At 53.4% G+C, this 24,772-nt stretch carries 19 protein-coding genes; 10 read left to right on the top strand and 9 right to left on the bottom strand.

The window, feature by feature from the left end; all coding sequences use genetic code 11:
- Positions 1–20: 20 nt before the first annotated feature.
- Positions 21–1,871, top strand: a complete 1,851-nt coding sequence (gene ilvD / locus MUG06_RS21200) for a dihydroxy-acid dehydratase (RefSeq protein WP_215845275.1) — start codon at positions 21–23, stop codon at positions 1,869–1,871.
- A gap of 3 nt (positions 1,872–1,874) precedes the next feature.
- The gene (ilvA, locus tag MUG06_RS21195; RefSeq protein ID WP_243079948.1) at positions 1,875–3,422 is read left to right on the top strand and encodes a threonine ammonia-lyase, biosynthetic; all 1,548 of its coding nucleotides are present in this window, start codon (positions 1,875–1,877) and stop codon (positions 3,420–3,422) included.
- A 10-nt stretch (positions 3,423–3,432) separates the two neighbouring features.
- On the opposite strand, the gene ilvY is transcribed toward ilvA, so the two are convergent.
- A complete protein-coding gene (gene ilvY / locus MUG06_RS21190) occupies positions 3,433–4,314 on the bottom strand; it encodes an HTH-type transcriptional activator IlvY (RefSeq protein WP_243079947.1) in 882 nt (293 codons plus the stop codon).
- Positions 4,315–4,477: 163 nt separating this feature from the next.
- Here ilvY and ilvC point away from each other — a divergent pair, with 163 nt between their 5' ends.
- The gene (ilvC, locus tag MUG06_RS21185; RefSeq protein WP_243079946.1) at positions 4,478–5,953 is read left to right on the top strand and encodes a ketol-acid reductoisomerase; all 1,476 of its coding nucleotides are present in this window, start codon (positions 4,478–4,480) and stop codon (positions 5,951–5,953) included.
- Between the two features lie 422 nt (positions 5,954–6,375).
- Here the strand turns inward: ilvC and MUG06_RS21180 are convergent, their stop codons facing one another.
- The 3 genes from MUG06_RS21180 to MUG06_RS21170 form a co-directional block, all read right to left on the bottom strand.
- Complete coding sequence (locus MUG06_RS21180) at positions 6,376–7,707, bottom strand: MFS transporter (protein WP_243079945.1); 1,332 nt, start codon at positions 7,705–7,707, stop codon at positions 6,376–6,378.
- 277 nt (positions 7,708–7,984) lie between these two features.
- Positions 7,985–8,998 (bottom strand): inner membrane protein YhjD, encoded by a 1,014-nt coding sequence (gene yhjD / locus MUG06_RS21175; RefSeq protein ID WP_215845277.1) that lies wholly within the window; start codon positions 8,996–8,998, stop codon positions 7,985–7,987.
- A 45-nt stretch (positions 8,999–9,043) separates the two neighbouring features.
- Positions 9,044–9,943 carry a LysR family transcriptional regulator gene (locus MUG06_RS21170; RefSeq protein ID WP_243079944.1) on the bottom strand — a complete coding sequence of 300 codons (900 nt, stop codon included), beginning with the start codon at positions 9,941–9,943 and terminating at the stop codon, positions 9,044–9,046.
- Positions 9,944–10,058: 115 nt separating this feature from the next.
- Here MUG06_RS21170 and MUG06_RS21165 point away from each other — a divergent pair, with 115 nt between their 5' ends.
- Entirely contained in the window at positions 10,059–10,817 is a 759-nt protein-coding gene (locus MUG06_RS21165; protein ID WP_243079943.1) for an SDR family oxidoreductase, read from the top strand.
- A 55-nt stretch (positions 10,818–10,872) separates the two neighbouring features.
- On the opposite strand, the gene MUG06_RS21160 is transcribed toward MUG06_RS21165, so the two are convergent.
- Positions 10,873–11,721 carry a PhzF family phenazine biosynthesis protein gene (locus MUG06_RS21160; RefSeq protein WP_243079942.1) on the bottom strand — a complete coding sequence of 283 codons (849 nt, stop codon included), beginning with the start codon at positions 11,719–11,721 and terminating at the stop codon, positions 10,873–10,875.
- A gap of 110 nt (positions 11,722–11,831) precedes the next feature.
- Here MUG06_RS21160 and MUG06_RS21155 point away from each other — a divergent pair, with 110 nt between their 5' ends.
- Entirely contained in the window at positions 11,832–12,455 is a 624-nt protein-coding gene (locus MUG06_RS21155; protein WP_243079941.1) for a glutathione S-transferase, read from the top strand.
- Here the strand turns inward: MUG06_RS21155 and MUG06_RS21150 are convergent.
- A complete protein-coding gene (locus MUG06_RS21150; protein WP_243079940.1) occupies positions 12,422–13,909 on the bottom strand; it encodes a PLP-dependent aminotransferase family protein in 1,488 nt (495 codons plus the stop codon). The genes MUG06_RS21155 and MUG06_RS21150 overlap by 34 nt on opposite strands.
- Before the next feature lie 134 nt (positions 13,910–14,043).
- Here MUG06_RS21150 and MUG06_RS21145 point away from each other — a divergent pair, with 134 nt between their 5' ends.
- The gene (locus tag MUG06_RS21145) at positions 14,044–14,628 is read left to right on the top strand and encodes a LysE family translocator (protein WP_215845282.1); all 585 of its coding nucleotides are present in this window, start codon (positions 14,044–14,046) and stop codon (positions 14,626–14,628) included.
- Here MUG06_RS21145 and MUG06_RS21140 read toward each other — a convergent pair.
- From MUG06_RS21140 to MUG06_RS21130, 3 genes are all read right to left on the bottom strand, one after another.
- A complete protein-coding gene (locus tag MUG06_RS21140) occupies positions 14,625–17,009 on the bottom strand; it encodes a phosphoketolase family protein (protein ID WP_243079939.1) in 2,385 nt (794 codons plus the stop codon). The genes MUG06_RS21145 and MUG06_RS21140 overlap by 4 nt on opposite strands.
- 135 nt (positions 17,010–17,144) lie before the next feature.
- Positions 17,145–18,755, bottom strand: coding sequence for a malate dehydrogenase (quinone) (gene mqo, locus MUG06_RS21135; RefSeq protein WP_215845283.1), 1,611 nt, complete (start codon positions 18,753–18,755; stop codon positions 17,145–17,147).
- Between the two features lie 547 nt (positions 18,756–19,302).
- Positions 19,303–19,545, bottom strand: a complete 243-nt coding sequence (locus MUG06_RS21130; RefSeq protein WP_243079938.1) for a DUF1158 domain-containing protein — start codon at positions 19,543–19,545, stop codon at positions 19,303–19,305.
- A gap of 319 nt (positions 19,546–19,864) precedes the next feature.
- Here MUG06_RS21130 and mntP point away from each other — a divergent pair, with 319 nt between their 5' ends.
- The 4 genes from mntP to MUG06_RS21110 all read left to right on the top strand — a co-directional run bounded on the left by mntP (position 19,865) and on the right by MUG06_RS21110 (position 24,754).
- Positions 19,865–20,437 carry a manganese efflux pump MntP gene (mntP, locus tag MUG06_RS21125; RefSeq protein ID WP_243079937.1) on the top strand — a complete coding sequence of 191 codons (573 nt, stop codon included), beginning with the start codon at positions 19,865–19,867 and terminating at the stop codon, positions 20,435–20,437.
- A 455-nt stretch (positions 20,438–20,892) separates the two neighbouring features.
- Positions 20,893–21,900, top strand: coding sequence for an N-acetyltransferase DgcN (gene dgcN / locus MUG06_RS21120; RefSeq protein WP_243079936.1), 1,008 nt, complete (start codon positions 20,893–20,895; stop codon positions 21,898–21,900).
- A 1-nt stretch (position 21,901) separates the two neighbouring features.
- Positions 21,902–22,867, top strand: coding sequence for an N-acetyl-D-Glu racemase DgcA (gene dgcA, locus MUG06_RS21115; RefSeq protein WP_243079935.1), 966 nt, complete (start codon positions 21,902–21,904; stop codon positions 22,865–22,867).
- 15 nt (positions 22,868–22,882) lie between these two features.
- Complete coding sequence (locus MUG06_RS21110) at positions 22,883–24,754, top strand: ABC transporter ATP-binding protein (RefSeq protein WP_243079934.1); 1,872 nt, start codon at positions 22,883–22,885, stop codon at positions 24,752–24,754.
- Positions 24,755–24,772: the final 18 nt, after the last annotated feature.

The following is a 24,772-nucleotide window of genomic DNA, read 5'->3' as shown; positions in this document are numbered from 1 at the left end:
CATTTTGGAGTAAATAGAGCATGCCTAAGTACCGTTCCGCCACTACCACCCATGGCCGTAATATGGCAGGTGCCCGTGCCTTGTGGCGCGCGACAGGAATGACCGACGACGATTTCGGCAAGCCGATTATTGCCGTGGTCAACTCATTCACCCAATTCGTACCTGGCCACGTTCATCTGCGTGACCTCGGCAAACTGGTCGCCGAGCAGATTGAAGCGGCGGGCGGTGTAGCCAAAGAGTTCAACACCATCGCGGTCGATGACGGTATTGCCATGGGGCATGGCGGCATGCTGTATTCACTGCCTTCACGCGAGCTCATTGCAGACTCGGTTGAATATATGGTCAACGCACACTGCGCCGATGCCATGGTCTGTATCTCTAACTGCGACAAAATCACCCCCGGCATGTTAATGGCGTCAATGCGTCTGAACATCCCGGTGATCTTTGTTTCCGGCGGTCCAATGGAAGCCGGTAAAACCAAGCTTTCAGACAAAATCATCAAGCTGGATCTGGTTGATGCGATGATTCAGGGTGCCAACCCAAACGTCAGCGATGCCGACAGCGAGCAGATCGAACGCTCTGCGTGTCCAACCTGCGGCTCGTGCTCCGGCATGTTCACTGCAAACTCAATGAACTGTCTAACCGAAGCGCTGGGTCTTTCGCAGCCGGGCAACGGTTCTTTGCTGGCAACTCACGCAGACCGCAAAGATCTCTTCATCAACGCCGGTAAGCGCATCGTGAGCCTGACCAAACGCTATTACGAGCAGGATGACGTCAACATGCTGCCGCGCAATATCGCCACCAAGGCAGCGTTTGAGAACGCCATGACGCTGGACATTGCCATGGGCGGTTCCACTAACACTGTTCTGCATCTGATAGCGGCGGCGCAGGAAGGGGGAATCGATTTCAATATTTCCGATATTGACCGCTTGTCACGCAAAGTGCCGCAACTGTGTAAAGTGGCGCCGAGTACGCCGAAATACCACATGGAAGATGTTCACCGTGCAGGTGGCGTAATCGGGATTCTGGGTGAGTTGGATCGTGCTGGCTTGCTCGACTCCAGCACTCGCAACATCCTCCAACAGACAATGCGTGAGACGTTAGATCAGTACGACGTCATGCTGACAAAAGACCAGGCGGTGAAGGACATGTTCCGCGCAGGTCCAGCCGGTATTCGTACCACCCAGGCATTCTCACAGAATTGCCGTTGGGACACGTTGGATGACGATCGTGCCGAGGGGTGTATTCGTACCCGCGAGCATGCGTACTCACAGGAAGGCGGCTTGGCGGTACTGTACGGCAACATTGCAGAAGATGGTTGTATCGTCAAAACTGCGGGCGTGGACGAAGAAAGCCTGACCTTCAGTGGCCCGGCGAAAGTTTACGAAAGCCAGGATGATGCGGTAGCCGCCATTCTGGGTGGCAAAGTCGTTGCGGGCGATGTGGTTGTCATCCGTTACGAAGGGCCGAAAGGCGGACCAGGCATGCAAGAAATGCTCTATCCAACCACTTACCTTAAATCCATGGGTCTGGGCAAAAGCTGTGCACTGATCACCGATGGCCGTTTCTCAGGCGGGACTTCAGGTCTGTCGATTGGTCACGCATCGCCAGAAGCCGCCAGCGGCGGCACTATCGCGCTGGTGAAAGAGGGCGATATCATTGAGATCGATATCCCGAACCGTGGCATCAAGCTGGCGGTACCAGATAACGAACTGCATGCGCGTCGTGAAGAGCAAGAAGCGCGCGGTGCCGAGGCTTATACGCCAGTCAACCGTGAACGTGAAGTCTCCTTTGCGCTGCGTGCCTATGCTTTGCTTGCAACCAGCGCAGACAAAGGCGCGGTACGTGACAAGAGTAAGCTGGGAGGCTAACTGATGGCTGAGTCTCAACCGCTACCCGATGCGCCATGTGGCGCAGAGTACTTGCGCGCGGTGCTGCGTTCACCGGTGTATGAAGTTGCACAGGTAACGCCGCTACAAAAAATGGAAAAAATTTCATCGCGTCTCGGTAACACCATTCTGGTGAAGCGCGAAGATCGTCAACCGGTGCACAGTTTCAAACTGCGTGGCGCCTACGCGATGATTGCCGGTCTGAATGAAGAGCAGAAAGCGCGCGGTGTGGTAACGGCTTCGGCCGGAAACCATGCACAGGGCGTGGCGCTCTCCGCCAGTAAGTTAGGTATCAAATCACTGATTGTGATGCCGCTGGCGACAGCCGATATCAAGGTTGATGCGGTGCGCGCATTTGGCGGTGAGGCTTATCTGTTTGGCGCCAACTTTGACGAGGCGAAAGCCAAGGCCATTGAATTGTCAGAGCAGCGGGGCTACACCTTCGTTCCGCCTTTTGATCATCCCGCAGTGATCGCCGGGCAAGGCACGCTGGCGTTGGAGCTGCTGCAACAGGATGCGCATCTCGATCGCGTTTTTGTGCCGGTTGGCGGCGGCGGTTTGGCGGCGGGCGTGGCGGTACTGATCAAACAGCTAATGCCACAAATCAAAGTGATTGCGGTGGAATCAGAAGATTCAGCTTGCCTGAAAGCAGCGCTGGAAGCGGGCCATCCGGTTGATCTGCCGCGTGTGGGTTTATTTGCTGAAGGCGTGGCGGTAAAGCGCATCGGCACTGAAACTTTCCGTCTCTGCCAGGAATACCTCGACGACATCATCACCGTTGACAGCGATGCTATCTGCGCCGCGATGAAGGATCTGTTCGAAGATGTGCGTGCCGTCGCTGAACCTTCTGGCGCGCTGGCGCTGGCGGGCATGAAGAAGTACATCCAGCAACATGACATCAAAGGCGAACGTCTGGCGCACGTGTTATCAGGCGCTAACGTCAACTTTCACGGGTTACGTTATGTTTCCGAGCGTTGCGAGTTAGGCGAACAGCGTGAAGCGCTGCTGGCAGTCACCATTCCCGAACAGCAGGGCAGTTTCCTGAAGTTCTGTCAGACGCTAGGTGGACGTTCCATTACTGAGTTCAACTATCGCTATGCTGATGCTGACAAAGCCTGCATTTTTGTGGGTGTGCGCTTAACGCGTGGCCTGGAAGAGCGCAGTGAAATCATCACGCATCTGACCGAAAGTGGTTATCAGGTAGTGGATTTGTCAGACGATGAAATGGCGAAGCTGCATGTGCGTTACATGGTGGGAGGACGTCCATCCAAGCCGCTGCGTGAACGCTTATTCAGTTTTGAGTTTCCAGAAGCGCCGGGCGCCTTGCTGAAATTTCTGCAAACGCTTGGTACCCACTGGAATATTTCGCTGTTTCATTACCGCAGCCACGGCACCGACTACGGTCGTGTGCTGGCGGGCTTTGAACTGGGCGATATTGAACCCCGCTTTGAAGAGCACCTCGCCGATCTGGGTTACGACTTTCATGATGAAACCCAGAACCCGGCGTTCCGCTTTTTCCTCGCGGGGCAGTAAATTTCGGTGACTACAGCTGGCTCCAGAAAGCACTAATAAGCGGCTCCCCGAGCCGCTTTTTTTGTACGCAGACACCAAGCTCGAATGGCGCGACCGATTCCACATTTTCTAGCATCAATACGCGATTACGCACCGGTTCTGGGCTGTTTTCCAGTACCACATCAGGCAGCAAGGCAATGCCACACCCTAGCGCGACCATTGACACAATCGCTTCATGCCCGGAAACCGTGGCATAAATCAACGGATTGGGAATGCGGTGACGCCGAAACCATAAATCGATGCGGCGGCGTGCAGGCCCTTGTTCCGGCAGGATAAAGGGAATTTGTGACCAGTCTGGCGTCGGCTGCGTGGCTTGTGCTCGCACCGTGCAGGGCAGCGCTGGCGCGATCAGCACCAGCGGGATCAGCCCCAATGGCATAAAATCAATGCTGGCGGGCAGCGTTTCAGGCCGTCCGGCAATCGCCAGATCGGCATCGCCGGAGTGCACTTTTTCCACCGCATCGGCGGCATCGCCGGTGTTGAGCTTGATTTCAACTTGTGGATGTTCAGCGCGAAAACGGTCAAGAATCGGCGGAAGATGGCTGTAGGCGGCCGTTACCGAGCAGAAAAGACGGAGTTCACCACTCAGCGACGGGCCATTCAGATCCATCACGTGACGCAGCTGTTGATACTGCAACAGCGTTTGTTGCGCGAACTGGCGCAAGCGCTCACCTGCTTCAGTTAGCGTCACCGTGCGGTTATCACGTAAAAAAAGCGCGTGGCCCACATCTTCCTCCAGGCGCTGTATCTGACGCGACAGCGTCGAAGGGCTGACGTGCATAGCGCGTGCGGTACGGCCAAAGTGACAGCTTTCAGCCAGATGAAGAAACAATTTTAGATCTCGTAAGTCCATATGCGCATCGTCTCAAAGTGGTATTGCAAATATTGCAATGTAACGTTGTTAATATATCAATTTAAGCAACAGATTTCCTGTCATATGATGGGGTCATTCGCGGCGCTGCAATCAGCTGTCGTATCCAAACAAAAACAGTAAACACAACCTCACTGGAGTACCCATGGCCAACTATTTCAACACATTGAACCTGCGCAATCAGTTAGCGCAGTTAGGTAAATGTCGTTTCATGGCGCGCGATGAATTCGCGGACGGCGCTAGCTTTCTGAAAGGCAAAAAAGTCGTCATCGTTGGCTGTGGTGCTCAAGGCCTGAATCAGGGTCTTAACATGCGCGATTCCGGTCTGGACGTTTCCTACGCTCTGCGCGCGGAAGCCATCGCGGAGAAACGTGCATCGTGGCGCAAAGCGACCGATAACGGTTTCAAAGTAGGCACTTACGAAGAGCTGATTCCACAAGCTGATTTAGTGGTTAACCTGACGCCAGACAAGCAGCACTCAGCGGTCGTTCAGGCTGTTCAGCCGCTGATGAAAGATGGCGCTGCGCTGGGTTACTCGCACGGCTTTAACATCGTTGAAGTCGGTGAAACTATCCGTAAAGACATCACCGTGGTGATGGTTGCACCGAAATGTCCGGGCACCGAAGTGCGTGAAGAATATAAACGTGGTTTCGGCGTACCTACGCTGATCGCGGTTCACCCAGAAAACGATCCAAAAGGCGAAGGCATGGCCATCGCTAAAGCCTGGGCTGCGGCAACCGGCGGCGATCGCGCTGGTGTGTTGGAATCCTCTTTCGTGGCTGAAGTAAAATCTGACCTGATGGGCGAGCAAACCATTCTGTGTGGCATGCTGCAGGCGGGTTCACTGCTGTGCTTCGACAAGCTGGTGGCTGAAGGTACCGATCCGACCTATGCTGAAAAACTGATTCAGTTCGGCTGGGAAACCATCACCGAATCGCTGAAATTTGGTGGTATTACCTTGATGATGGATCGCCTCTCTAACCCGGCGAAACTGCGCGCTTATGCGCTGTCTGAACAGTTAAAAACCATCATGGCTCCCCTGTTCCAGAAGCACATGGACGACATCATCTCCGGCGAATTCTCTTCTGGCATGATGGCTGACTGGGCGAATGATGACAAAAATCTGCTGACCTGGCGTGAAGAGACCGGCCAAACTGCGTTTGAAACCGCGTCTCAGTACGAAGGTAAAATCGAAGAGCAAGAATACTACGACAAAGGCGTTGTGATGGTTGCCATGGTGAAAGCAGGCGTTGAGCTGGCTTTCGAAACCATGGTTGATGCAGGCATCATTGAAGAGTCAGCTTATTATGAATCACTGCATGAGCTGCCACTGATTGCTAACACCATTGCACGTAAGCGTCTGTATGAGATGAACGTAGTTATCTCTGACACCGCCGAGTACGGTAACTATCTGTTCTCCTTCGCGGCTGTTCCGCTGCTGAAAGAGTTCATGACCACTCTGCAGCCGGGCGATCTGGGCAAAGCGGTTGAAGGGACTCAGGTTGATAACGCACAGCTGCGTGATGTCAACGAAGCGGTTCGTCAGCATGCAATCGAAACCGTAGGCCGCAAACTGCGTGGCTACATGACTGATATGAAGCGTATCGCTGTCGCTGGTTAATCCTCAGTAACACGATTTTCAGCAGAGAAACCCCGGCTTGCCGGGGTTTTTTTATGGGCTGAATTGGGTACACGCTGCTTCATTCCGGGCAGGCTAAATAAGGTGTCTTTGTTGGTGCGCGCTGCCCCATTCCAGGCAGGCTAGATAAGGTGTCGTTTGTCGGTGCGCGCTGCCCCCCATCCCGGCCTTCCCCCGCGAAGCGGGGGAAGGAGACGCTACCGCATGTAGCTTCATAATTAACAGATAGCAGCATCTTCCTCCCCCATTTATGGGGGAGGACCGAGGTGGGGGACAAACGACACCTTACTCAGGAGTAACCGAGATGGGGGACAGCGTGCACCATCAAATACTCAACCCAACCCCAATAAAAAACCCGGCCTGAGCCGGGTTTCTCATCACTACTGAAGCCGAAGCCTTAGCAATTACGCCTCATACAGCGTTTGGTTACGCGTCTCTTTACAGGCAATCAACGCAATCAGCGTCAGCACCGCCATTGAAGCCAGATAAAACCCTACCGCCTGCAAACCATAGTGGGTGTTCAGCCAGGTTGCGATATAAGGCGCAACGGACGCACCAAGAATCGATGAGAGGTTATAGGAGAACGACGCGCCGGTATAACGCACTTCTGTCGGGAACAACTCCGGCAGCAGCGCGCCCATTGGGCCGAAGGTCAAACCCATGATGCTCAGGCCGAGCAGCAAGAAGACCATGACCAGCGCTTGCGATCCTGAACCCAACAGCATCGGGAACATAAACGAAAAAACGATAATCAGCAGGGTAATGGTGATCATGGTTTTACGACGACCAAAGCGGTCAGCCAGGATACCGGCAATCGGCACCGTGATGCCAAAGCCAATCACGGCCACCATCAGCATCCACAGGAAACTGTTACGCGAGAACCCAAGGCCAGCAGGGGCCGCTGCGGTGCCGTAACTCATGGAGTAAACGGTCATGATGTAAAACAGCGTATAGGTCGCGAGCATGATAAAGGTGCCAAGGATCGTCGCGGTCATATGCTTGCTTAGCAGCGCCACAATCGGTACACGCACCTGTTTCTTCTCTTTTTGCACCTTGGCAAACACCGGGCTTTCATGCAGCGAAACGCGCACATACAAACCAATTAACACCAGCACGGCGGAAAGGATGAACGGCACGCGCCAGCCCCAATCCATGAACTGCTGATCGGTAAGCAGCCAGGAGAGCAACAGGAACGTTCCGTTGGCAAAAAAGAAGCCGATCGGTGCGCCCAGCTGCGGGAATGAACCGTACAGCGCACGCTTCTTAGCCGGTGCGTTTTCGGTTGCCAGCAGCGCCGCGCCGCCCCATTCGCCGCCTAATCCCAAACCCTGCCCAAATCGCGCCAGTGCCAGCAGCAGCGGTGCCATCACACCAATGGTTTCATAACTTGGCAGCAGGCCAATCACCACGGTAGAAATGCCCATGGTCAGCAGTGAAGCGACCAGCGTGGCTTTACGGCCAATGCGATCACCAAAGTGGCCAAATAGCGCGGAGCCAATTGGACGCGCCACGAAGGCGATGGCAAAAGTCGCCAGCGATTGTAGCGTCGCGACGGTGGCATCACCTTGTGGGAAGAAGATGTGCGGAAAAACAATCACGGCGGCAGTGGCATAAATATAGAAATCGAAGAATTCAATGGCTGTACCGACCAGCGATGCAATAACCACTTTGCTACGCGAATTGACCGGCGTTGGATCATATTGCTTGTCGATTTTTTCTGAGATGGAGGCTTGCATAACTGTATCTTATTTGTAAATGAGACCAAGAATCTTACGCACCTGTATGACGTCATTCAATGACGAAAAACCGCGACACAACAGGCTTTAGCGGCCAAAAAGTGGATAATTTCTGTCTCTTAACTAATGTCGGGTTATGTCAGGGTGAAGTGGCGGAATTTTGGCGGGATACTCTACAAAATGGCTTAATAAAAGAGACCCCTCAGCTATTCATCCTGCTATTTGCATGAAAAATAGGCGAGGGGAAAGATTTTCCGCTGTTGTTAACGCTTTGTCATCAACGGTTACGTGAATCTTTAACCGTTTCCGAGATGCGCGGGTCATCTTTGTACTTAGCCGTAGCGATCCAGGCCGCACAAAACAGCGTCAAACGCGCGAAGAAATAGAAAAAGGCCATTAAGCCCAGCACCGAGCCAAAGGCGGCGCCAGAAGGTGAACTAGCCAGCTTGGGCAGCGTCAGCGTCATCACAAATTTAATCACCTCAAAGCCAATCGCCGCCAGCAGCGTACCGCGAAACAGCGCTTTTTTACGTGGCTTGTGGCGCGGCAGAATCCAGAAAATCCACAGAAACAGCAGATAGTTGGCTAAGACGGAAATCGACGTCGCGATGATAGTCAGCGCGGGGCGCAGCCATTCAATGCCATCCAGCCCTAACGCACGCACAATGGTTTCCTGCGCAGAACCGGCAACAGAGGTCAGCGATAGGGTGATAACCAACGCCAGCATTAAACCGATCAACGACAAGAGATCGCGGAGGTAGCGTTTCCAAATCTTCTCTTTATCGTCGGGCTTGCGTTCCCAAACGTCACGCGACTGCGCGCGAATCGCTTCACGCAGATTGCCCATCCAGTTCAATCCTGAATAGAGTGCCAGCAGTAAACCGGTGATTCCCACCGTCGCACGCTGTTGAACCGCCGTATTCACCGTGTTCTTTAGCGTGGTTGCCAACGTGGGATCGCTGATGCTGCTCACGATCTTGTTGATCACATCGGTCAACAGATCCTGATTTGATGCCAACACAAAACCCACCGCGGCAAAGGAGACCATCAAAATCGGGATTAACGATAAAAAAGAAAAATAGGTAATGGCGGCACCAAACTGGCTGCCGAGACGATCGTTAAAGCGATCAAGCGCACGAATGAAATGCGCAACCGCGGGAATAGCCTGAAACCAGGCGGCAAAACGCGACACGCGAACAATGGATTTATCGACAGATTTATTGCCGGTCTTGATATCGATCAGCGGCTTATCAGGCTGCGTATCGTGTGGTTTTTCCTGGTTGTCTGTCATAGACGCTCATCATCCTGTTATTAATCAAAAATAAATTATAGCTTGTCAGGTAACGTACTCCTGCAAGACCTGGCTCAGCCACTCCATAAACACCCGCACGCGCCGTGCTACGTTGCGCCGATGTGGGTAGAGCAGATGGATAGGCATCGGTTTCGCCGGAAAATGGTGCAGCACTTCAACCAGCTCACCCGACTCCAGCAGTTTTTGAATGCCAATCGCCGGCACCTGAATAATGCCCAAACCCGCCAGGCAGGCAGCGCGATACGTTTCGGTGCTGTTCACCGTCACCACGCCGCCCGTCTTGACGAAATGCGTCAGTTTGCCATCGAAATACTCAAAACCGGGTGAAGGTTGGCCCAGCTGTTGGGTGTAATGCACCATCGCATGTTGCGATAATTCTTCCAGGCGAATCGGCATACCAAAGCGCGAAAGGTAGCCAGGACTTGCGCAGTTGATCAAGCTGTAGCTGCCGATCTTACGGGCAATCAAGCCTGAATCTTTCAAATCGCCAACGCGAATCACGCAATCAAACCCTTCCCGAACCACATCAACCTGGCGATCGCTGCTGCTGAGTTCTAATTCGATACCGGGATAGTGCTGCAAAAATTCCGGCAAGCGCGGCAGGACAAAGCCGGTTGCCATCGCCACCGACATATCCACGCGCAGCTTGCCGCTTAGGGTGGCGGGATCGTGTTGAAACAGACTGTCCATATCATCCAGGATCGACAGCATGTCCAGGCAGCGATCGTAATAAACCAGCCCATCTTGAGTCAGTTGCACGCGACGCGTGGTGCGATGCAGTAGCCGCGTTCCCATCTGATTTTCCAGCGCCTGTAACTGCCGCGACACGCTGCCCTTAGGAAGACCTAAACTTTCTGCAGCTCGGGTAAAACTGCCCATTTCGGCAACCCGGACGAACACCTGCATTGCGTGAATTTTATCCATGTTGTTCACCGATTGTTGTTTTAAGTGAAACAGTGATGCGTATTGAACTGCGTTTATGGATCAATTATTAGCGAATATCCTTAACGCGTGTTCAATTTTGCAACAGGAGCGAAGTATGAGTCATAAAATAGCGTTAATTACTGGCGGAAGTCGTGGTTTAGGCAAGAATGCAGCCCTAAAACTGGCAGCCAGGCAGACCGATATCATTTTGACCTACCGTAGTCAGGCAGAAGAGGCGCAGGCGGTTGTTAAGGAGATTGAAGCGCTCGGTGGCCGTGCAGTCGCGCTGGCACTGGATGTCGGCGATACTCAACAATTTGACGGCTTCGTGGCCGCAGTAAAAAACGCGCTGCAAAATCGCTGGCAGAGAGAAAGCTTTGACTATTTAGTGAACAATGCTGGCATCGGTCATTACAAACCTTTCGCGGAAACCACCGAAGAGGAATTTGATAGTCTGATCAATGTCCATTTCAAAGGCCCTTTTTTCCTGACGCAGAAACTGTTGCCCGTGATTGCCGATGGCGGACGCATCCTGAATATCTCCAGCGGACTGACACGCATCATCCTGCCAGGTTCTGGCACCTACGGCTCGATCAAAGCAGCGATGGAAGTCTTAACGCGTTATCAGGCGAAAGAGTTAGGTGAGCGCGGTATCCGCGTCAACATTTTGGCGCCAGGTGCGATAGAAACCGATTTTGGTGGCGGTCGGGTGCGTGACAACCCAGAAATGAACAAGCACATCGCTTCACTAACGGCGTTGGGACGCGTGGGCTTACCAGACGATATTGGCAATGCCATCACCGCATTGCTGAGTGACGAAACCGGCTGGATCACCGGTCAACGCATTGAAGCATCAGGCGGGCAGTCGATTTAAGCGTGCGGGCGACAAGATGTCGCCCGTTTCTTTTACCGCTGACCGCTGACTTCTTTTATAACTGAATCGTGCCGTCGATAACCGTAACGGTGTTACCACCAATCCAAATTCTTTCGCCGTCGAAATCGACTTGCACGCGGCCTGCACGCTGAATGGCGGTGCCCTGACGTACACGATACGCGCTGATTTGGCCTTGCGCGGCAAAGTAACGCGCCAGGCAGGCGTTAGCGCTGCCGGTGATCGGATCTTCTGTCAGGCTGCCATTTTCTACCAGTAATCCGCGTACTTCATACTGCTCCGCTTCGCCTTCTGGCAGGCGACCAAACACCATCACGCCATTTACGCCAGCATGTTTCTTCAAGCGCTGCATATCGCTGACGTCAGGTTGGATTGCCAACACCGCGTCGGCGCTGATCATCGGAATCAACAACCAGCGGATTCCCATGTCTGCCACCGTGGCGCTGTGCGTATGATCGAACGCGTCGCTGTTTAAGGCACTGCTCATCAAGGCATCGTTATAGGGCGTTAAAGTTGCAGCCGGTGCCGCAAAGGCCAGCACACCGCCGGCACCGATTTTCACCGTGACGTTACCCACCCCGCACTCCTGTACAATCTCTCCTGGCGTTTTAGTCGGCCAACCCGCTTCAAGCAGCGCATGAGCGGTGCCCAGCGTGGGATGTCCAGCAAACGGCAGCTCGCCTTCAACGGTAAAAATGCGCACGCGATAATCCGCCTGCGCATCTTGTGGTGGCAGCACAAAGGTGGTTTCTGACAAATTCGTCCAGCGCGCAATCGCGGCCAGCTGTTCATCACTCAATCCCTGTGCATCCATGATCACAGCCAGCGGATTACCGTTAAATGCTGACGAAGTAAACACATCTACTTGCTTAAACGCGACCTTCATTGTCTCTCCTTGCTGATTAGGGTTTGCAAAAGGCTTTTTCTGTCTGGTGATTGCTTATCACTGTTAACAGCGTTATGAATAAGTTAAAGATTTCGCTGGTGGAGCTGGTTATGTTGAAAATTCTTGGACGCGCTTCCTCAATCAACGTGCGCAAAGTTTTATGGCTGTGTGAAGAATTGGATCTTGATTACGAACGCGAAGAGTGGGGCGACAGCAACAAATCGCTGCACTCGCCCGAGTTCATGGCGCTCAATCCCAATGCGCTGATTCCGGTACTCAAAGATGATGACTTCGTGCTGTGGGAATCCAACGCCATCCTGCGCTACCTGGTCAACGCTTACAGCGGCGAATGGCTTTATCCGACACAACCGCAGGCGCGTGCGCCTGTCGATCAGTGGATGGATTGGCAGTCCACCGAGCTTAATACGTCCTGGCGCTACGCGTTTATGTCGCTGGTGCGCAATTCGCCTGCCCATCAGGATCCACGCTTGCTGGCTGCCGCGTGTAAAGGCTGGTCGCACACCATGAATATCCTTGATCAGCAGCTAAAAAAAACCGGGCGCTACGTCGCAGGGCGTAACTTTACGCTGGCTGATATTCCGGTTGGCCTGGCGGTGAACCGCTGGTTTGAAACTCCATTGGATCATCCCGATTATCCGGCGGTGCGCACCTATTACGAACGGCTGACCGAACGCCACGGCTACACCGTTTGGGGCCGTAACGGTACGCCTTGATCCTGGCCTGGCGGCAAACCCGCCAGTTCGCAAGCCACCGCGCCAGCCCGCTTGATAGCCCAGGTATAGCGGTCATCAAACGGGTAACAGCAGGAGAGGCGCAACGCATGGTTATAGCGTTCACTCAAAGAGTAGAGCGCGCCGGGCGTGACGCAAATTTGCTCGCGCAGCAGGCGATCAAACATTTCGGTAGTATTCACTCCACCCGGCAGCTCGACCCAAAATACAAAACCACCGCGCGGCAACGTCGCGCGCGTGCCTTGCGGGAAGTAACGCGCAATCAATCCTCGCGCTTCATCCAGATTCGCGGCATAACGACGTCGTAACGTACGAAGATGATGATCGTAACCGCCGTTAGCTAAAAATTCCGCCAGGGTTTCAGACAGCAGCGCCGACTCAGCCATAGAAGAAACCGCTTTGAGTCGCGCCACCGCATCATGAAAACGCCCGGCAGCAATCCAACCAATGCGAAAATCGGGTGCCACGGTTTTGGTAAAGCTGGTGCAGTAAAGCACCCAACCCTGCTGATCAAAGGCTTTCACGGCAGGTGAGAGCGGCCAGTCAAACTGCAATTCGTCATACAGGCCATCTTCCAGCATTGGAATCTGGTAAGTATTCACTAACTTCGCAAGCCGCTTCTTATTCTCCAGCGACATGCAGTAACCCAGCGGATTCTGCGCACTCGGCATGGTAATCAGCGCCTGGATACGCTTCTCCTGCAGCAGCATTTCCAGCGCATCCAGCGATAAGCCTTGCTGCGGATCGGTAGGAATCTCCAGCGCCTTCAGGCCCAGCGACGCCAGCAGCGGAAACAGGAAAAAGTAAGTCGGTGACTCCAGCCCAATACAGTCGCCCGGTTGAGTTACCGCACGTAAGGCCAGCTGCAACGCCTCCATGCAACCGTGCGTCAGCGTGATCTCATCAGAAGTCAAAGATTGCCCGGCATGCAAAGCGCGCCGCGCAATCTCCTCCCGTAAGCGCTCACTACCAGGCGGAAGCGCATAGCGCCCAATCATGTTGGGATTTCGACGTAATAATGAAGCGGTAATGCGGCCAATCCGCGCCGAGGGAAACAGCTCGCTATCTTGCGGGCAAGCCAGCGAAATATTGATGTAATCAGGGTGATTTTGCGCAGCAAATACTTTATCGATCAGGTCCAGTTTTTCACTGCTGGGATCTCTGACGCGCGCTTTATGCGGCGCGTCGCGCGTCACCGCCGGTAAAACGCTTCGGACATAATAACCTGATTGGGGACGCGCCTCGATTAAGCCGCGATCTTCCAGCAGTTGCCAGGCATTGAGTACAGTATTAACGCTAACCTGCTGCGATTGGGCTACCCGACGAATAGCGGGAAGGCGTTTGCCAGGCTTCAGCGTACCTTGATGGATCGCCTCAGCAAAGTTATCTGCTAGCTGATGATAAAGGCGTTGATCGGTTGATGGCGCAAGGGACACAGAAGCCTCCAAAATTAACGGGTACAATTTTAAATAATCTTAACTGTAACCATCACAATAGTAATTTTGTGTCTCTGTTACCATTGTTTTTATCGCCGTAGCATGAAGCTCTGTTCACTACCCGGAAAGCCATCATGCTCGATCCCTCTTTTTTCAGTTATGTCACCGTTATGTCCATTACGCCTGGCCCCAATAACCTGTTGCTTGCAACATCAGGTGTCAATTTTGGTATGCGACGTACCTTGCCCATGGTGTTTGGCATTATGATTGGTTGTGCGGTGCAAACGGCGATTGCGGGCATGGCACTGGAACTCTTGCTGCACTGGATGGCGACGATTCGCCTGCCGCTAACGCTGGTGGGATGTGCCTATTTACTATGGCTATCGTGGAAGCTGTTTCGGGCAGGCGCGCCGGAATTGCGGGCTAAGCCGCAGCCGATGTCGCTGTTAGGCGGTGCCTGTTTTCAGGCAATTAACCCTAAAGCCTGGCTGATGGCGAGTAACGTCGCGCTGCTTTACAGCACCAGCAGCGGCGTACTGACGGTAATGATCGGTTTTATGCTGCTTAATTTGCCGTGCATTTTAGTCTGGGCGGCATTGGGTGATCGGCTGCGCAGCCACCTGCAAATTGAGTGGAAGCGCCGCCTGTTTAACAGTTTGATGGCGCTGTCGCTGGTTGCAACGACAGCGTGGATGCTGGTGGATGCACTCGCGGCTTAATCGGGTGCGCCCGGCGCGTCCTGTGATGGCCACAACCAGTCGCGCACTTCCGGGATATCTTCGCCATATTCCCGTACGTAACGATGGTGCTCCGCAATGCGTTCTTGCAGGTCATCCAACAGCTCGGGGTGTTTATCGGCAAGGCCCGGCACGCGCAGAATCGCCTCCTGCGCCAGATGATAACGATCGAGTTCATTAAGCACTGTCATATCAAATGGCGTGGTGGTAGTGCCTTCTTCATTAAAACCGCGTACATGGAAGTTGCGGTCGTTGTTACGCTGATAGGTCAGGCGATGAATCAGGCTCGGATAACCGTGGAACGCAAAAATCACCGGTTTATCTTGCGTAAACAGCGCATCAAAATCTGCTTCGGATTTGCCGTGCGGATGCTGATCTTGCGTTTGCAGTGCAAGAAGATCCACCACGTTTACCACGCGAATACGCAAATCAGGCAAATAGCCGCGCAGTAAATCGACCGCGGCCAGGGTTTCCAGCGTCGGCACATCGCCGGCGCAGGCCATGACGACATCGGGCGATTCGCCTTCTGGTGTGGTGCCTGCCCAGCGCCATTCGCCCATGCCCGCTTCGCAGTGCGCAATCGCACTGTCCATATCCAGCCACTGCGCCGCGGGCTGCTTGCCTGCCACAATCACGTTGATACGATCCCAGGTGCGTAAACAGTGATCGCCAACCCACAGCAATGTGTTGGCATCTGGCGGCAAATAGATACGCACAATGTCAGCTTTCTTGTTGGCAACATGATCGATAAAGCCCGGATCCTGATGACTGTAGCCATTATGGTCCTGCCGCCAGACATGCGAAGAGAGCAGATAATTCAGCGAGGAGATCGGTTTACGCCAGCCCAGCTTGCGCGTCACTTTCAGCCATTTAGCGTGCTGATTAAACATAGAATCGATGATATGAATAAACGCTTCATAACAGTTGAACAAGCCGTGGCGGCCCGTAAGTAAATAACCTTCCAGCCAACCCTGACACTGATGTTCACTGAGAATTTCCATTACCCGACCATCGCGGGCCAGCTGTTCGTCATAAGGCTTAACGGCCTCAAGCCACGTTTTACTGGTGACATCAAACACGGGCGTCAGGCGATTTGACGCGGTTTCATCTGGGCCAAACAGACGGAAATTGTCTTTATTTCGCTGAAAGATGGCGCTTAAATAACGACCCAGATGCTCGGTAGCTTGCGCCTGTTGTGAGCCGGGTTTTTGCGTATCAAAAGCAAATTCGCGAATATCTGGCACATTCAGTTCGCGCCGCAGTAAGCCGCCATTAGCAAAGGGTGAAGCGCCCATGCGTTTGTCGCCCTGCGGTGCCAGCGCCTGTAATTCAGCTTTCAGCGTACCGTTTTCATCAAACAGATCTTCTGGCTGATAGCTGCGCATCCACTCTTCAAGAATTTTGCGGTGATCATCATTTTCACGACAGCCTGAAACCGGCACCTGATGCGCACGCCAGAAATCTTCTACTTTTTTGCCATCAACGGTTTGCGGGCCGGTCCAACCTTTAGGGCTGCGCAGAATAATCATTGGCCAGCGCGGAATATCTTCTGTGGCATGGCCTTCGCGTGCTTCACGCTGGTAAGTGGCGATTTTCGCAAAGGCGTTATCCAGGGCATCAGCCATCTGCACATGCATTTTTTCAGGTTCATGACCCGACACAAACAGCGGTTCGTAGCCATAACCGCTGAACAACTGATGCAAATCGTCATCGCTGGCGCGCCCAAGAATCGTCGGGTTAGCAATTTTGTAGCCGTTGAGATGCAGGATCGGTAGCACCGCGCCGTCACGTTCAGGATTAAGGAATTTGATGCCGTGCCAGCTTGACGCCAGCGGCCCGGTTTCCGCTTCGCCATCGCCTATCACACAAGGCACCACTAAATCGGGGTTATCAAAAGCCGCGCCGAACGCGTGAGAAAGCGAATAGCCCAGCTCACCCCCTTCGTTTATCGAACCCGGCGTTTCCGGCGCGGCATGGCTTGGAATCCCACCGGGAAAAGAAAATTGCTTAAATAGCCGCTGCATACCTTCCGCATCCTGGCTAATGTGCGGATAAATTTCGCTGTAGCTGCCCTCTAACCAGGTATTCGCCACCATTCCTGGGCCACCATGTCCTGGCCCACAGATATAAATCAGGTTGAGATCCTGCTGGCGGATGATGCGATTGAGATGGGCATAGATAAAATTCAGACCGGGTGTAGTGCCCCAATGCCCAAGCAGGCGGGGCTTGATGTGTTCCGGTTTCAGCGGCTCACGCAGTAGCGGGTTTGCCATCAGGTAAATCTGCCCAACAGAAAGGTAATTGGCAGCGCGCCAATAGCGATCCAGCAAGGTGAGTTCAGCGGCGGCGGTCGGTTGGGACATATCATTTCCTCCTGATTCAGTGGGCAAATGGTGTGCAGCACACCACTAACCCTAATAGAGAATCAGTGAGTCGACCAGGCCAGCAGCAAACAAAAAGGCCTCGCAATGCGAGGCCTTTGAAGAAAGCTTAGCCGGTTACTTTCCCACAACGTGCGCGGTTTCGCGGCCTTCGTCGTTGGCAGCCATGGGCGTGACCGCGACGTATTCAAGCTGCAAAATACGGCTGGTATCAGCCAGTACGCGTTCTGTCAGCGCCACATCACCATTCAGTTTGCGGCCCCAGGATGGGATCACAGTGCGGATTTTGTTCTGCCATTCCGGCGATGCCATCTGCTCGGGATACACTTTTTGCATCAACTCCAGCATGATCGGTGCGGCGGTTGATGCACCTGGTGATGCGCCAAGCAGGGCAGAAATCGAGCCATCTTCCGATGCCACTACTTCGGTGCCAAGGCGCAGCACGCCGCCTTCTTTCTCATCTTTCTTGATGATTTGCACACGTTGGCCCGCTGTCACCAGACGCCAGTCTTCCTGCTTAGCTTGCGGAACGTACGCGCGCAGCGCATCCATTCGATCGCGATCGCTTTGCAGTACCTGATCCATCAGGTATTTCACCAGGTCAAAACTTTTCAAACCCACATGCATCATCGGCAGCAGGTTCGAACTGTTCATGGAAGCGAACATATCCAGCAGTGAACCTTGCTTCAAAAACTTAGTAGAGAAGGTCGCAAACGGCCCGAACAGCAGCACTTGCTTACCATCCAACACGCGAGTATCAACGTGCGGCACAGACATCGGCGGTGCGCCAACGCTGGCTTTGCCATAGACCTTCGCCATGTGCTGTTTCACAACTTCTGGGTTTTCGGTGACCAGGAAAGAACCGCCGACCGGAAAACCTGCATAGCCGCTGGCTTCCGGGATGCCGGCTTTTTGCAGCAGCGGCAGCGCCGCACCACCTGCACCGATAAACACCGTTTTCGCCGTCAGCGTGCGCTGCGTACCGCTTGCCAGACAGTGCAGCGTGACCTGCCAGCGACCATCATCGAGGCGGCTGATATCACGCACTTCCTGATGCAGGCGCAGACGGAAATGAGGCTTTTTCTCCAGCGCTGCAATCAGCTGACGCGTGACTTCGCCGAAGTTAACGTCGGTACCCATTTCGGTCCAGGTCGCGGCCACTTTCTGGCTGCGATCGCGGCCTTTCATCACCAGCGGGATCCACTCCTCAATCTGCTGAGCATCTTCTGAGTAATCCATGCCACGGAACAAGGTGCTTTTCTGCAACGCCTTGAAGCGCTTGCGCAGAAACGAAACGTTATCCTCGCCCCAGACAAAACTCATGTGCGGCGTACTGTGGATAAAGCTTTTAGGGTTCTTCAGATTGCCTTTCTGGACGTGATAAGCCCAAAACTGGCGTGAAATCTGGAAGGATTCGTTGATCGCCACCGCTTTAGAGATGTCGATACTGCCGTCGGCCTTTTGCGGCGTATAGTTCAGCTCGGCCAACGCAGCGTGGCCGGTGCCCGCATTGTTCCAGCCATTCGACGACTCTTCAGCCACGCTGTCCAGACGCTCAACCATTTCGATTGACCAGTCTGGCTCTAAGTCTTGCAGCCATGCGCCTAAGGTTGCGCTCATGACGCCCGCGCCGATAAGCAGAACATCGACGTCTTTACGCTCCTGCGTGGTGGTGTCCTTGCCAATGGCACTCATCGCGAGCGCAAGGTTTACAGCTGAATTGCACATGAGGCGACATCTCCTCTTCTGTTGACCTGAAGCTCAACAGGTTTGCAGGCGAAATAGACACGCTTCGTTCGAGCGCGTTGCGCTATCTCTTAAGGTTAAGACTCAGGTATAGGTTAAAGCGGTGATAACGGTTAACTGCACGTTATGCTTTGTCTTAGGAATATAACATTCTCGCATCTGAATTAAACATTTGTTTATTTTTTAAATGCAGAAATGATTCAGCATAAGAATTAATCATCAAAGGCGGCGGGATATAAGGTGTTTTTACCATTAACTCAGTAAGTTAACCGAGTAATATGTTGCAGGTGGGTTTAAGCGAAAAACAGCAGAGGAAACCGTTGAGTTTTTAAGGAATTAATTAACTTAATGATTATAAACAATAAAAAAATAGTTGAGAATTTATGCGATTTTTTGGTTACGTGATCTGAATCACCTTTCTGTAAAAATTATGTTACATATTTGTGTGTATTCAAACAGGCTGCAAACCTAAACAGCCATCGCGCTTTGTTATGTCAGCAGAGAGAAAGAGCCGCTTTCAAGCTCAGGTTTAAACCCTAAACCAGCGGCGCCAGACAAAACGAATCACAAAGAACTCCACCGTTCCCAGCAGCAAAAACCAAATGCAAAAAACCACGGTGTAAAGCTGGCTGAGATCCTGGAAATGAAACATCTCCATCAGGCGTTGCGCCAAAGCGATGCCAAAAGCGGGCGCGGGCAGCAGCAGGGCGGAGAGGAAACCCAGCAATAAAATACCGCCTGGGATAATGACTGTTTCGAATGGGTTATTCATTAGCGACTTTCTCAAAGGGTTAGCCCGCTATTTTCGGGCAATCCACGTTGCGGTTCAATCCCACAATGCCGAACCGGGCGTTAAAAAACGGTCTCAAATCACTAAGACAGGTCTCAGAAAATGCTTTTACACCATCAACTTAGCGTCAAACATAGCGGCTGTTAAAAGTTATAGCCTTTGCTATACTTAAATCCATGATTTTACTGTCTTTTTATCTTTAGTAATGCGTGCTAGACTGCGGCCACTTTTTCATTACTGAACAAAATGTGTGGTGAAATCAGCGGTAACTCTGGCTTTTTTCATCGCAATACCTGAAATCATGACTTTTATTGCCACGCTCATTCTTGCCTTAGGTATGTCCATGGACGCTTTTGCCGCTGCACTCGGCAAAGGTGCCACGCTGCATCGTCCTGGATTCAAAGAAGCGCTGCGTACCGGTCTGATTTTTGGTTCGATTGAAGCCTTAACGCCATTAATTGGCTGGGCAATCGGGCTTGCAGCCAGCCGCTACATTATGGCGTGGGATCATTGGGTTGCCTTTATTCTGCTGGCCTTTCTGGGTGGCCGTATGATGATGGAAGGTTTTCGCCAAAATGTCGCAGAACCTTGCGAAGCGCCACAGCAGCACGGGTTTATGGTGCTGGCCACCACGGCCGTAGCAACCAGTTTGGATGCGCTGGCGGTCGGCGTTGGTTTGGCTTTTTTGCAGGTCAATATTATTACCACGGCGTTAACCATCGGCGCGGCTACCACCGTCATGGCCACCACCGGCGTACTGGTCGGGCGTTTTATCGGTCCCATTCTTGGCAAATGGGCCGAAGTGCTCGGGGGTTTAGTCTTGATTGCAGTAGGCTCAACTATTCTGTTCCAACATCTTGGTTACTTCGCTTAAGCCGTGACTGAGTAAAAAGCAAAAAACCCAAAAAATGTGATCTACTTCAAAATTTATTGCCTGTAAAATGCGCGGAAGTTATACTTTTCGCGTATTTCTTCAACAAATTTTGAAACAGGTGACACATGAAACGCATTATTAAGTACGTGTTCCGCGCTTACGTTGAAACGTTTAAACACGTACCGCCGGGTGCAATGTACTAAACACCCCGCAAGAAACCCTCGATAATCGCGGTCAGGGATCGACCGGTGATTATCACTTTTTCCTCTCGCTTTTTCGCTGTAACGCCCTCTTATTCGCCTTTTTAAGCGCCCTCAGACTTACAACCATAAGCAGGCGATCTACACATAGCTGTAGGTTATACCCCAGCATCAAACAAGCATTCGTCACGCTGTCATCTGCATGAAATATTCCGTTCAGGCCCCCTAAACTCTGACGGAATAAAGAGAAACATCATGCTGATCCCTCAACCTTATTTGCTTTTCCTTGGTGATGTCACCGATCCGCTGGCAGCCAAAACAGCGCGCGGCATTCATGTATGGCGTCCTGAACAATGCGTTGGTGAAATCCGTTTGCCGGGCTGCACGGTCAGCCTTGGCCTGGAAGAACTCGACATCGCGACAGCGAAGGCGCGCGGCGCGAAAACACTGGTACTCGGTACCGCTAACGCAGGCGGATATTTGCCCACGCATTGGCTAGCAACCGTAACCGAGGCGATCACCGCAGGAATGAACGTTGCCAGCGGCTTGCATCATCGCCTGGCTGATGAACCGGAACTGGTGGCGTTAGCACAAGAGCATGGCGTGGAACTGTTCGATATTCGCCATATGCGGCCAAAATTGGATGTTGGCAGCGGTAAAAAACGCAGCGGTAAACGCATCTTAACGGTCGGTACGGATTGTTCGGTCGGCAAAATGTACACTTCGCTGGCGCTGGAAACGGCAATGCGCGAGATCGGAATGAAAGCGGATTTCCGCGCTACCGGGCAAACCGGCATTCTGGTTGCAGGCGAAGGCATTGCGATTGATGCAGTGATTGCCGATTTCATCGCAGGTGCAGCAGAGGCGCTTTCGCCAGCTAACGATGACGATCACTGGGATATTGTCGAAGGTCAGGGTTCACTGTTCCATCCTTCTTATGCAGGCGTCAGCATGGGGCTGATTCATGGCGCACAGCCACATTGGCTGGTGATGTGTCATGAAATGGGCCGTCCGCATATGCGTCACTTGCCGCATCAACCGATGGTTAGCCTGGCCGATTGCGTTGACGCTAACCTGCGCGCTGCCGCAGTGACCAGCGACAATGTCCAACTCGCCGGTTTTGCTATCAACACCTCTAATTTCCCTGAACAAGAAGCCCGCGACTATTGCGCACAGGTCAGTGCTGAGTTTGGTGTTCCTGCGACCGATCCGGTGCGCTTTGGTATCGACGCGATCGCAGCGTTGCTGAAGGAGCAGGGCTAAGATGCGTCGCATGCAGATTCAGCTGCTGGAGTTGCCTTTAGCGCGTCCGTTTGCCATCTCACGCGGCACCCGTACTGCGGTAACGGTCATTCGCGTCACGTTAGAACAGAACGGTTTTATCGGGCGCGGTGAATGTACGCCAACGCCGCGTTATAGCGAAACCGCTGAAAGCGTGCATGCTCAGCTTGAAGCGTTACAGGCCGATATTGAAGCTGGCCTCAGCCGTGACGCGTTGCAAACCCGTCTCGCTGCCGGTTCAGCCCGTAACGCGCTGGACTGCGCTTTATGGCGGCTGGATGCCGCACTGGCGAAACAAACGCTGTGGCAGCAGGCGGCCCGCAAGGTGCCGGTCTCCGTTGTGACCGCTGAAACGTTGAGTCTGGATACGCGCGAAAACATGGCAGAAGCTGCCGCAGATGCGGTATCGCGCGGTGCCGTGCTGCTGAAAATCAAACTCAACCGTGATGAGATTCTGGAAAAAGTGGCGGCAATCCGTGCCGTTGCGCCCCATGCGACGCTGATCATTGATGCCAATGAAGCCTGGGCGGGCCTTGATCTGCAAAGCCTGTTCAACGCCTTGCTGCCCTACAACATCGCCATGATTGAGCAGCCGTTACCTGCTGGTCAGGATGGTGATTTACAACGTTTCACCCATTCCATTCCTCTCTGCGCTGACGAAAGCTGTCACACCGTTGCCGACATTGAAGGTCTGCGCAATCGCTATGAAATGATCAACATCAAGCTCGATAAGTGCGGTGGTTTGACCGAAGCGCTGGCGATGGTTGTCGAGGCGAAAAGGCAGGAAATGCGGGTGATGGTGGGCTGCATGCTGGGTTCGTCGCTGGCAATGGAAGCCGCGCTGCCGGTGGCGATTGATGCAGAGCATGTCGATCTCGACGGCCCCATTTGGTTAGCGGCAGACAGTTCGCCGTTTCTCACCTATTCGCAAGGCCGCATCTGGCTGTAACACTCTGGAGCAACGATGACGGACACCTCCTTTTTAACTGCCCCCGCCAGCGTTGCCGATACGCGTTCCGCGCCGGTACTCGCCATTCAAGATCTTTGCGTCAGCTTTCGTGGGCGCAGCGGCGTTCATCAGGCGCTCAAGGGCATCTCTTTTGCTATTCATCCCGGTGAAATTGTTGCTGTAGTCGGCGAAAGTGGTTCCGGTAAATCCGTGACCTCGCTGGCGATAATGGGATTGCTGGCCGCCTCGGCGCGCACCGAACGGGGTTCCATTTTTTTCCGCGATCGTGCCGGAAAAGAGCATGATCTGAGCAAATTGAGCGATGAACAGCGGCGAACGCTGCGTGGTCGTGAAATGGCGATGATTTTTCAGGAGCCGATGACGTCACTCAATCCGGTATTGCGGGTGGGCGATCAACTCACTGAAGCGTTGCGCGACCATCAGTTGTGCGATAAAGCGCAGGCCCATGCACGGGCGCGTGAGCTGTTACGTCAGGTGCGCATCGCCGATATTGATCGCGTAATGAAAAGCTATCCCCATTCGCTGTCTGGCGGTATGCGCCAGCGCGTCATGATTGCGCAGGCGCTGGCGTGCGATCCGCAACTGCTGATTGCCGACGAACCGACCACCGCGCTCGACGTTACGGTGCAGGCGCGCATTCTGCATATCCTGCGTGATTTACAACAGCAAAAGCAGATGGCGGTGTTGTTCATCACCCATGACATGGGCGTAGTGGCAGAAGTTGCCGATCGCGTTGTGGTGATGTATCGCGGCAACGTTGTTGAGCAGGGCACGGTCGCAGAGGTTTTCACTGCACCGCAGCATGACTACACCAAGGCATTGCTGGCGGCAGTACCCAAACTCGGCGACATGCGTGAGCTGCCATGGCCGCAGCGCTTTCCATTACTGGGCGCAGAAACCACCGCCGCATCCAGCCAACACACCGCCCGTTACGAGGAAAAACCGTTGCTAGATGTACGCGGTTTGAAAGTGTACTTCCCGATACGCAGCGGTATTTTTTCAGCGCTAACCCATCAGGTTCATGCGGTAGAGCAGATCGACTTCACGCTCTGGCCAGGCGAAACCCTGGCGATTGTCGGCGAAAGCGGTTGTGGAAAGTCCACCACCGGACGGGCGCTGATGCGTTTATTACACAGCGATGCCGAGAGCATTCACTTTCAAGGCAATGAAATTACCAACCTGAAAGAGGCGCAATTCCAACCGCTGCGCCGTGAAATTCAAATGGTTTTTCAGGACCCTTATGCCTCGCTCAATCCTCGGTTAACCGTGGGTTTTACCATTGCGGAACCGCTGCTATTACATGGCGTGGTGAAGTCGCTGGAAGAGGCCACGCCGCAGGTTGAGGCGCTGTTGAAAAGTGTCGGTTTACTGCCGGAACATGCGCAGCGCTATCCGCATGAGTTTTCTGGCGGTCAGCGCCAGCGTATTGCTATCGCCCGCGCGATGGCGCTCAAACCCAAAGTCATTATTGCTGATGAAGCCGTTTCGGCGCTCGACGTCTCGATTCAGGCGCAGGTTGTCAATTTGATGATGGATTTGCAGCAGCAAACCGGCGTGGCATGGATTTTCATCTCTCACGATATGGCGGTGGTTGAGCGTATTGCCAATCGTGTGGCGGTGATGTATCTCGGCCAAATTGTCGAGATCGGCCCGCGCCAGTCAGTTTTCAACCATCCGCAACATCCTTATACCCAACGTCTGCTGGCTTCGGTGCCGGTTGCCGATCCATTGAACCGTCCTGAGCGTCATTTCGATGACAGCGAAATTCCCTCGCCGCTGCGCAAGGTTGGCGAGACGGTAGAGAAAAATCGTTATCGCCAGGTGGCTCCCCATCATTGGGTAGCCGAAGGCGCTTTTCCGCGTTAATTCATCAATACCAGGAGC

It is taken from the genome of Pantoea sp. MQR6 (assembly GCF_022761075.1).
GTDB classification, from domain to species: Bacteria; Pseudomonadota; Gammaproteobacteria; order Enterobacterales; family Enterobacteriaceae; genus Pantoea; species Pantoea phytostimulans.
Note: the sequence above shows the minus strand (reverse complement) of the source record. Positions and strands in the feature narration are given on the sequence as shown.

Coding starts and splice junctions, on each gene's coding strand:
- ilvD (WP_215845275.1), top strand. CDS start 21: ATGCCTAAGTACCGTTCCGCCACTACCACCCATGGCCGTAATATGGCA.
- ilvA (WP_243079948.1), top strand. CDS start 1,875: ATGGCTGAGTCTCAACCGCTACCCGATGCGCCATGTGGCGCAGAGTAC.
- ilvY (WP_243079947.1), bottom strand. CDS start 4,314: ATGGACTTACGAGATCTAAAATTGTTTCTTCATCTGGCTGAAAGCTGT.
- ilvC (WP_243079946.1), top strand. CDS start 4,478: ATGGCCAACTATTTCAACACATTGAACCTGCGCAATCAGTTAGCGCAG.
- MUG06_RS21180 (WP_243079945.1), bottom strand. CDS start 7,707: ATGCAAGCCTCCATCTCAGAAAAAATCGACAAGCAATATGATCCAACG.
- yhjD (WP_215845277.1), bottom strand. CDS start 8,998: ATGACAGACAACCAGGAAAAACCACACGATACGCAGCCTGATAAGCCG.
- MUG06_RS21170 (WP_243079944.1), bottom strand. CDS start 9,943: ATGGATAAAATTCACGCAATGCAGGTGTTCGTCCGGGTTGCCGAAATG.
- MUG06_RS21165 (WP_243079943.1), top strand. CDS start 10,059: ATGAGTCATAAAATAGCGTTAATTACTGGCGGAAGTCGTGGTTTAGGC.
- MUG06_RS21160 (WP_243079942.1), bottom strand. CDS start 11,721: ATGAAGGTCGCGTTTAAGCAAGTAGATGTGTTTACTTCGTCAGCATTT.
- MUG06_RS21155 (WP_243079941.1), top strand. CDS start 11,832: ATGTTGAAAATTCTTGGACGCGCTTCCTCAATCAACGTGCGCAAAGTT.
- MUG06_RS21145 (WP_215845282.1), top strand. CDS start 14,044: ATGCTCGATCCCTCTTTTTTCAGTTATGTCACCGTTATGTCCATTACG.
- MUG06_RS21140 (WP_243079939.1), bottom strand. CDS start 17,009: ATGTCCCAACCGACCGCCGCCGCTGAACTCACCTTGCTGGATCGCTAT.
- mqo (WP_215845283.1), bottom strand. CDS start 18,755: ATGTGCAATTCAGCTGTAAACCTTGCGCTCGCGATGAGTGCCATTGGC.
- MUG06_RS21130 (WP_243079938.1), bottom strand. CDS start 19,545: ATGAATAACCCATTCGAAACAGTCATTATCCCAGGCGGTATTTTATTG.
- mntP (WP_243079937.1), top strand. CDS start 19,865: ATGACTTTTATTGCCACGCTCATTCTTGCCTTAGGTATGTCCATGGAC.
- dgcN (WP_243079936.1), top strand. CDS start 20,893: ATGCTGATCCCTCAACCTTATTTGCTTTTCCTTGGTGATGTCACCGAT.
- dgcA (WP_243079935.1), top strand. CDS start 21,902: ATGCGTCGCATGCAGATTCAGCTGCTGGAGTTGCCTTTAGCGCGTCCG.
- MUG06_RS21110 (WP_243079934.1), top strand. CDS start 22,883: ATGACGGACACCTCCTTTTTAACTGCCCCCGCCAGCGTTGCCGATACG.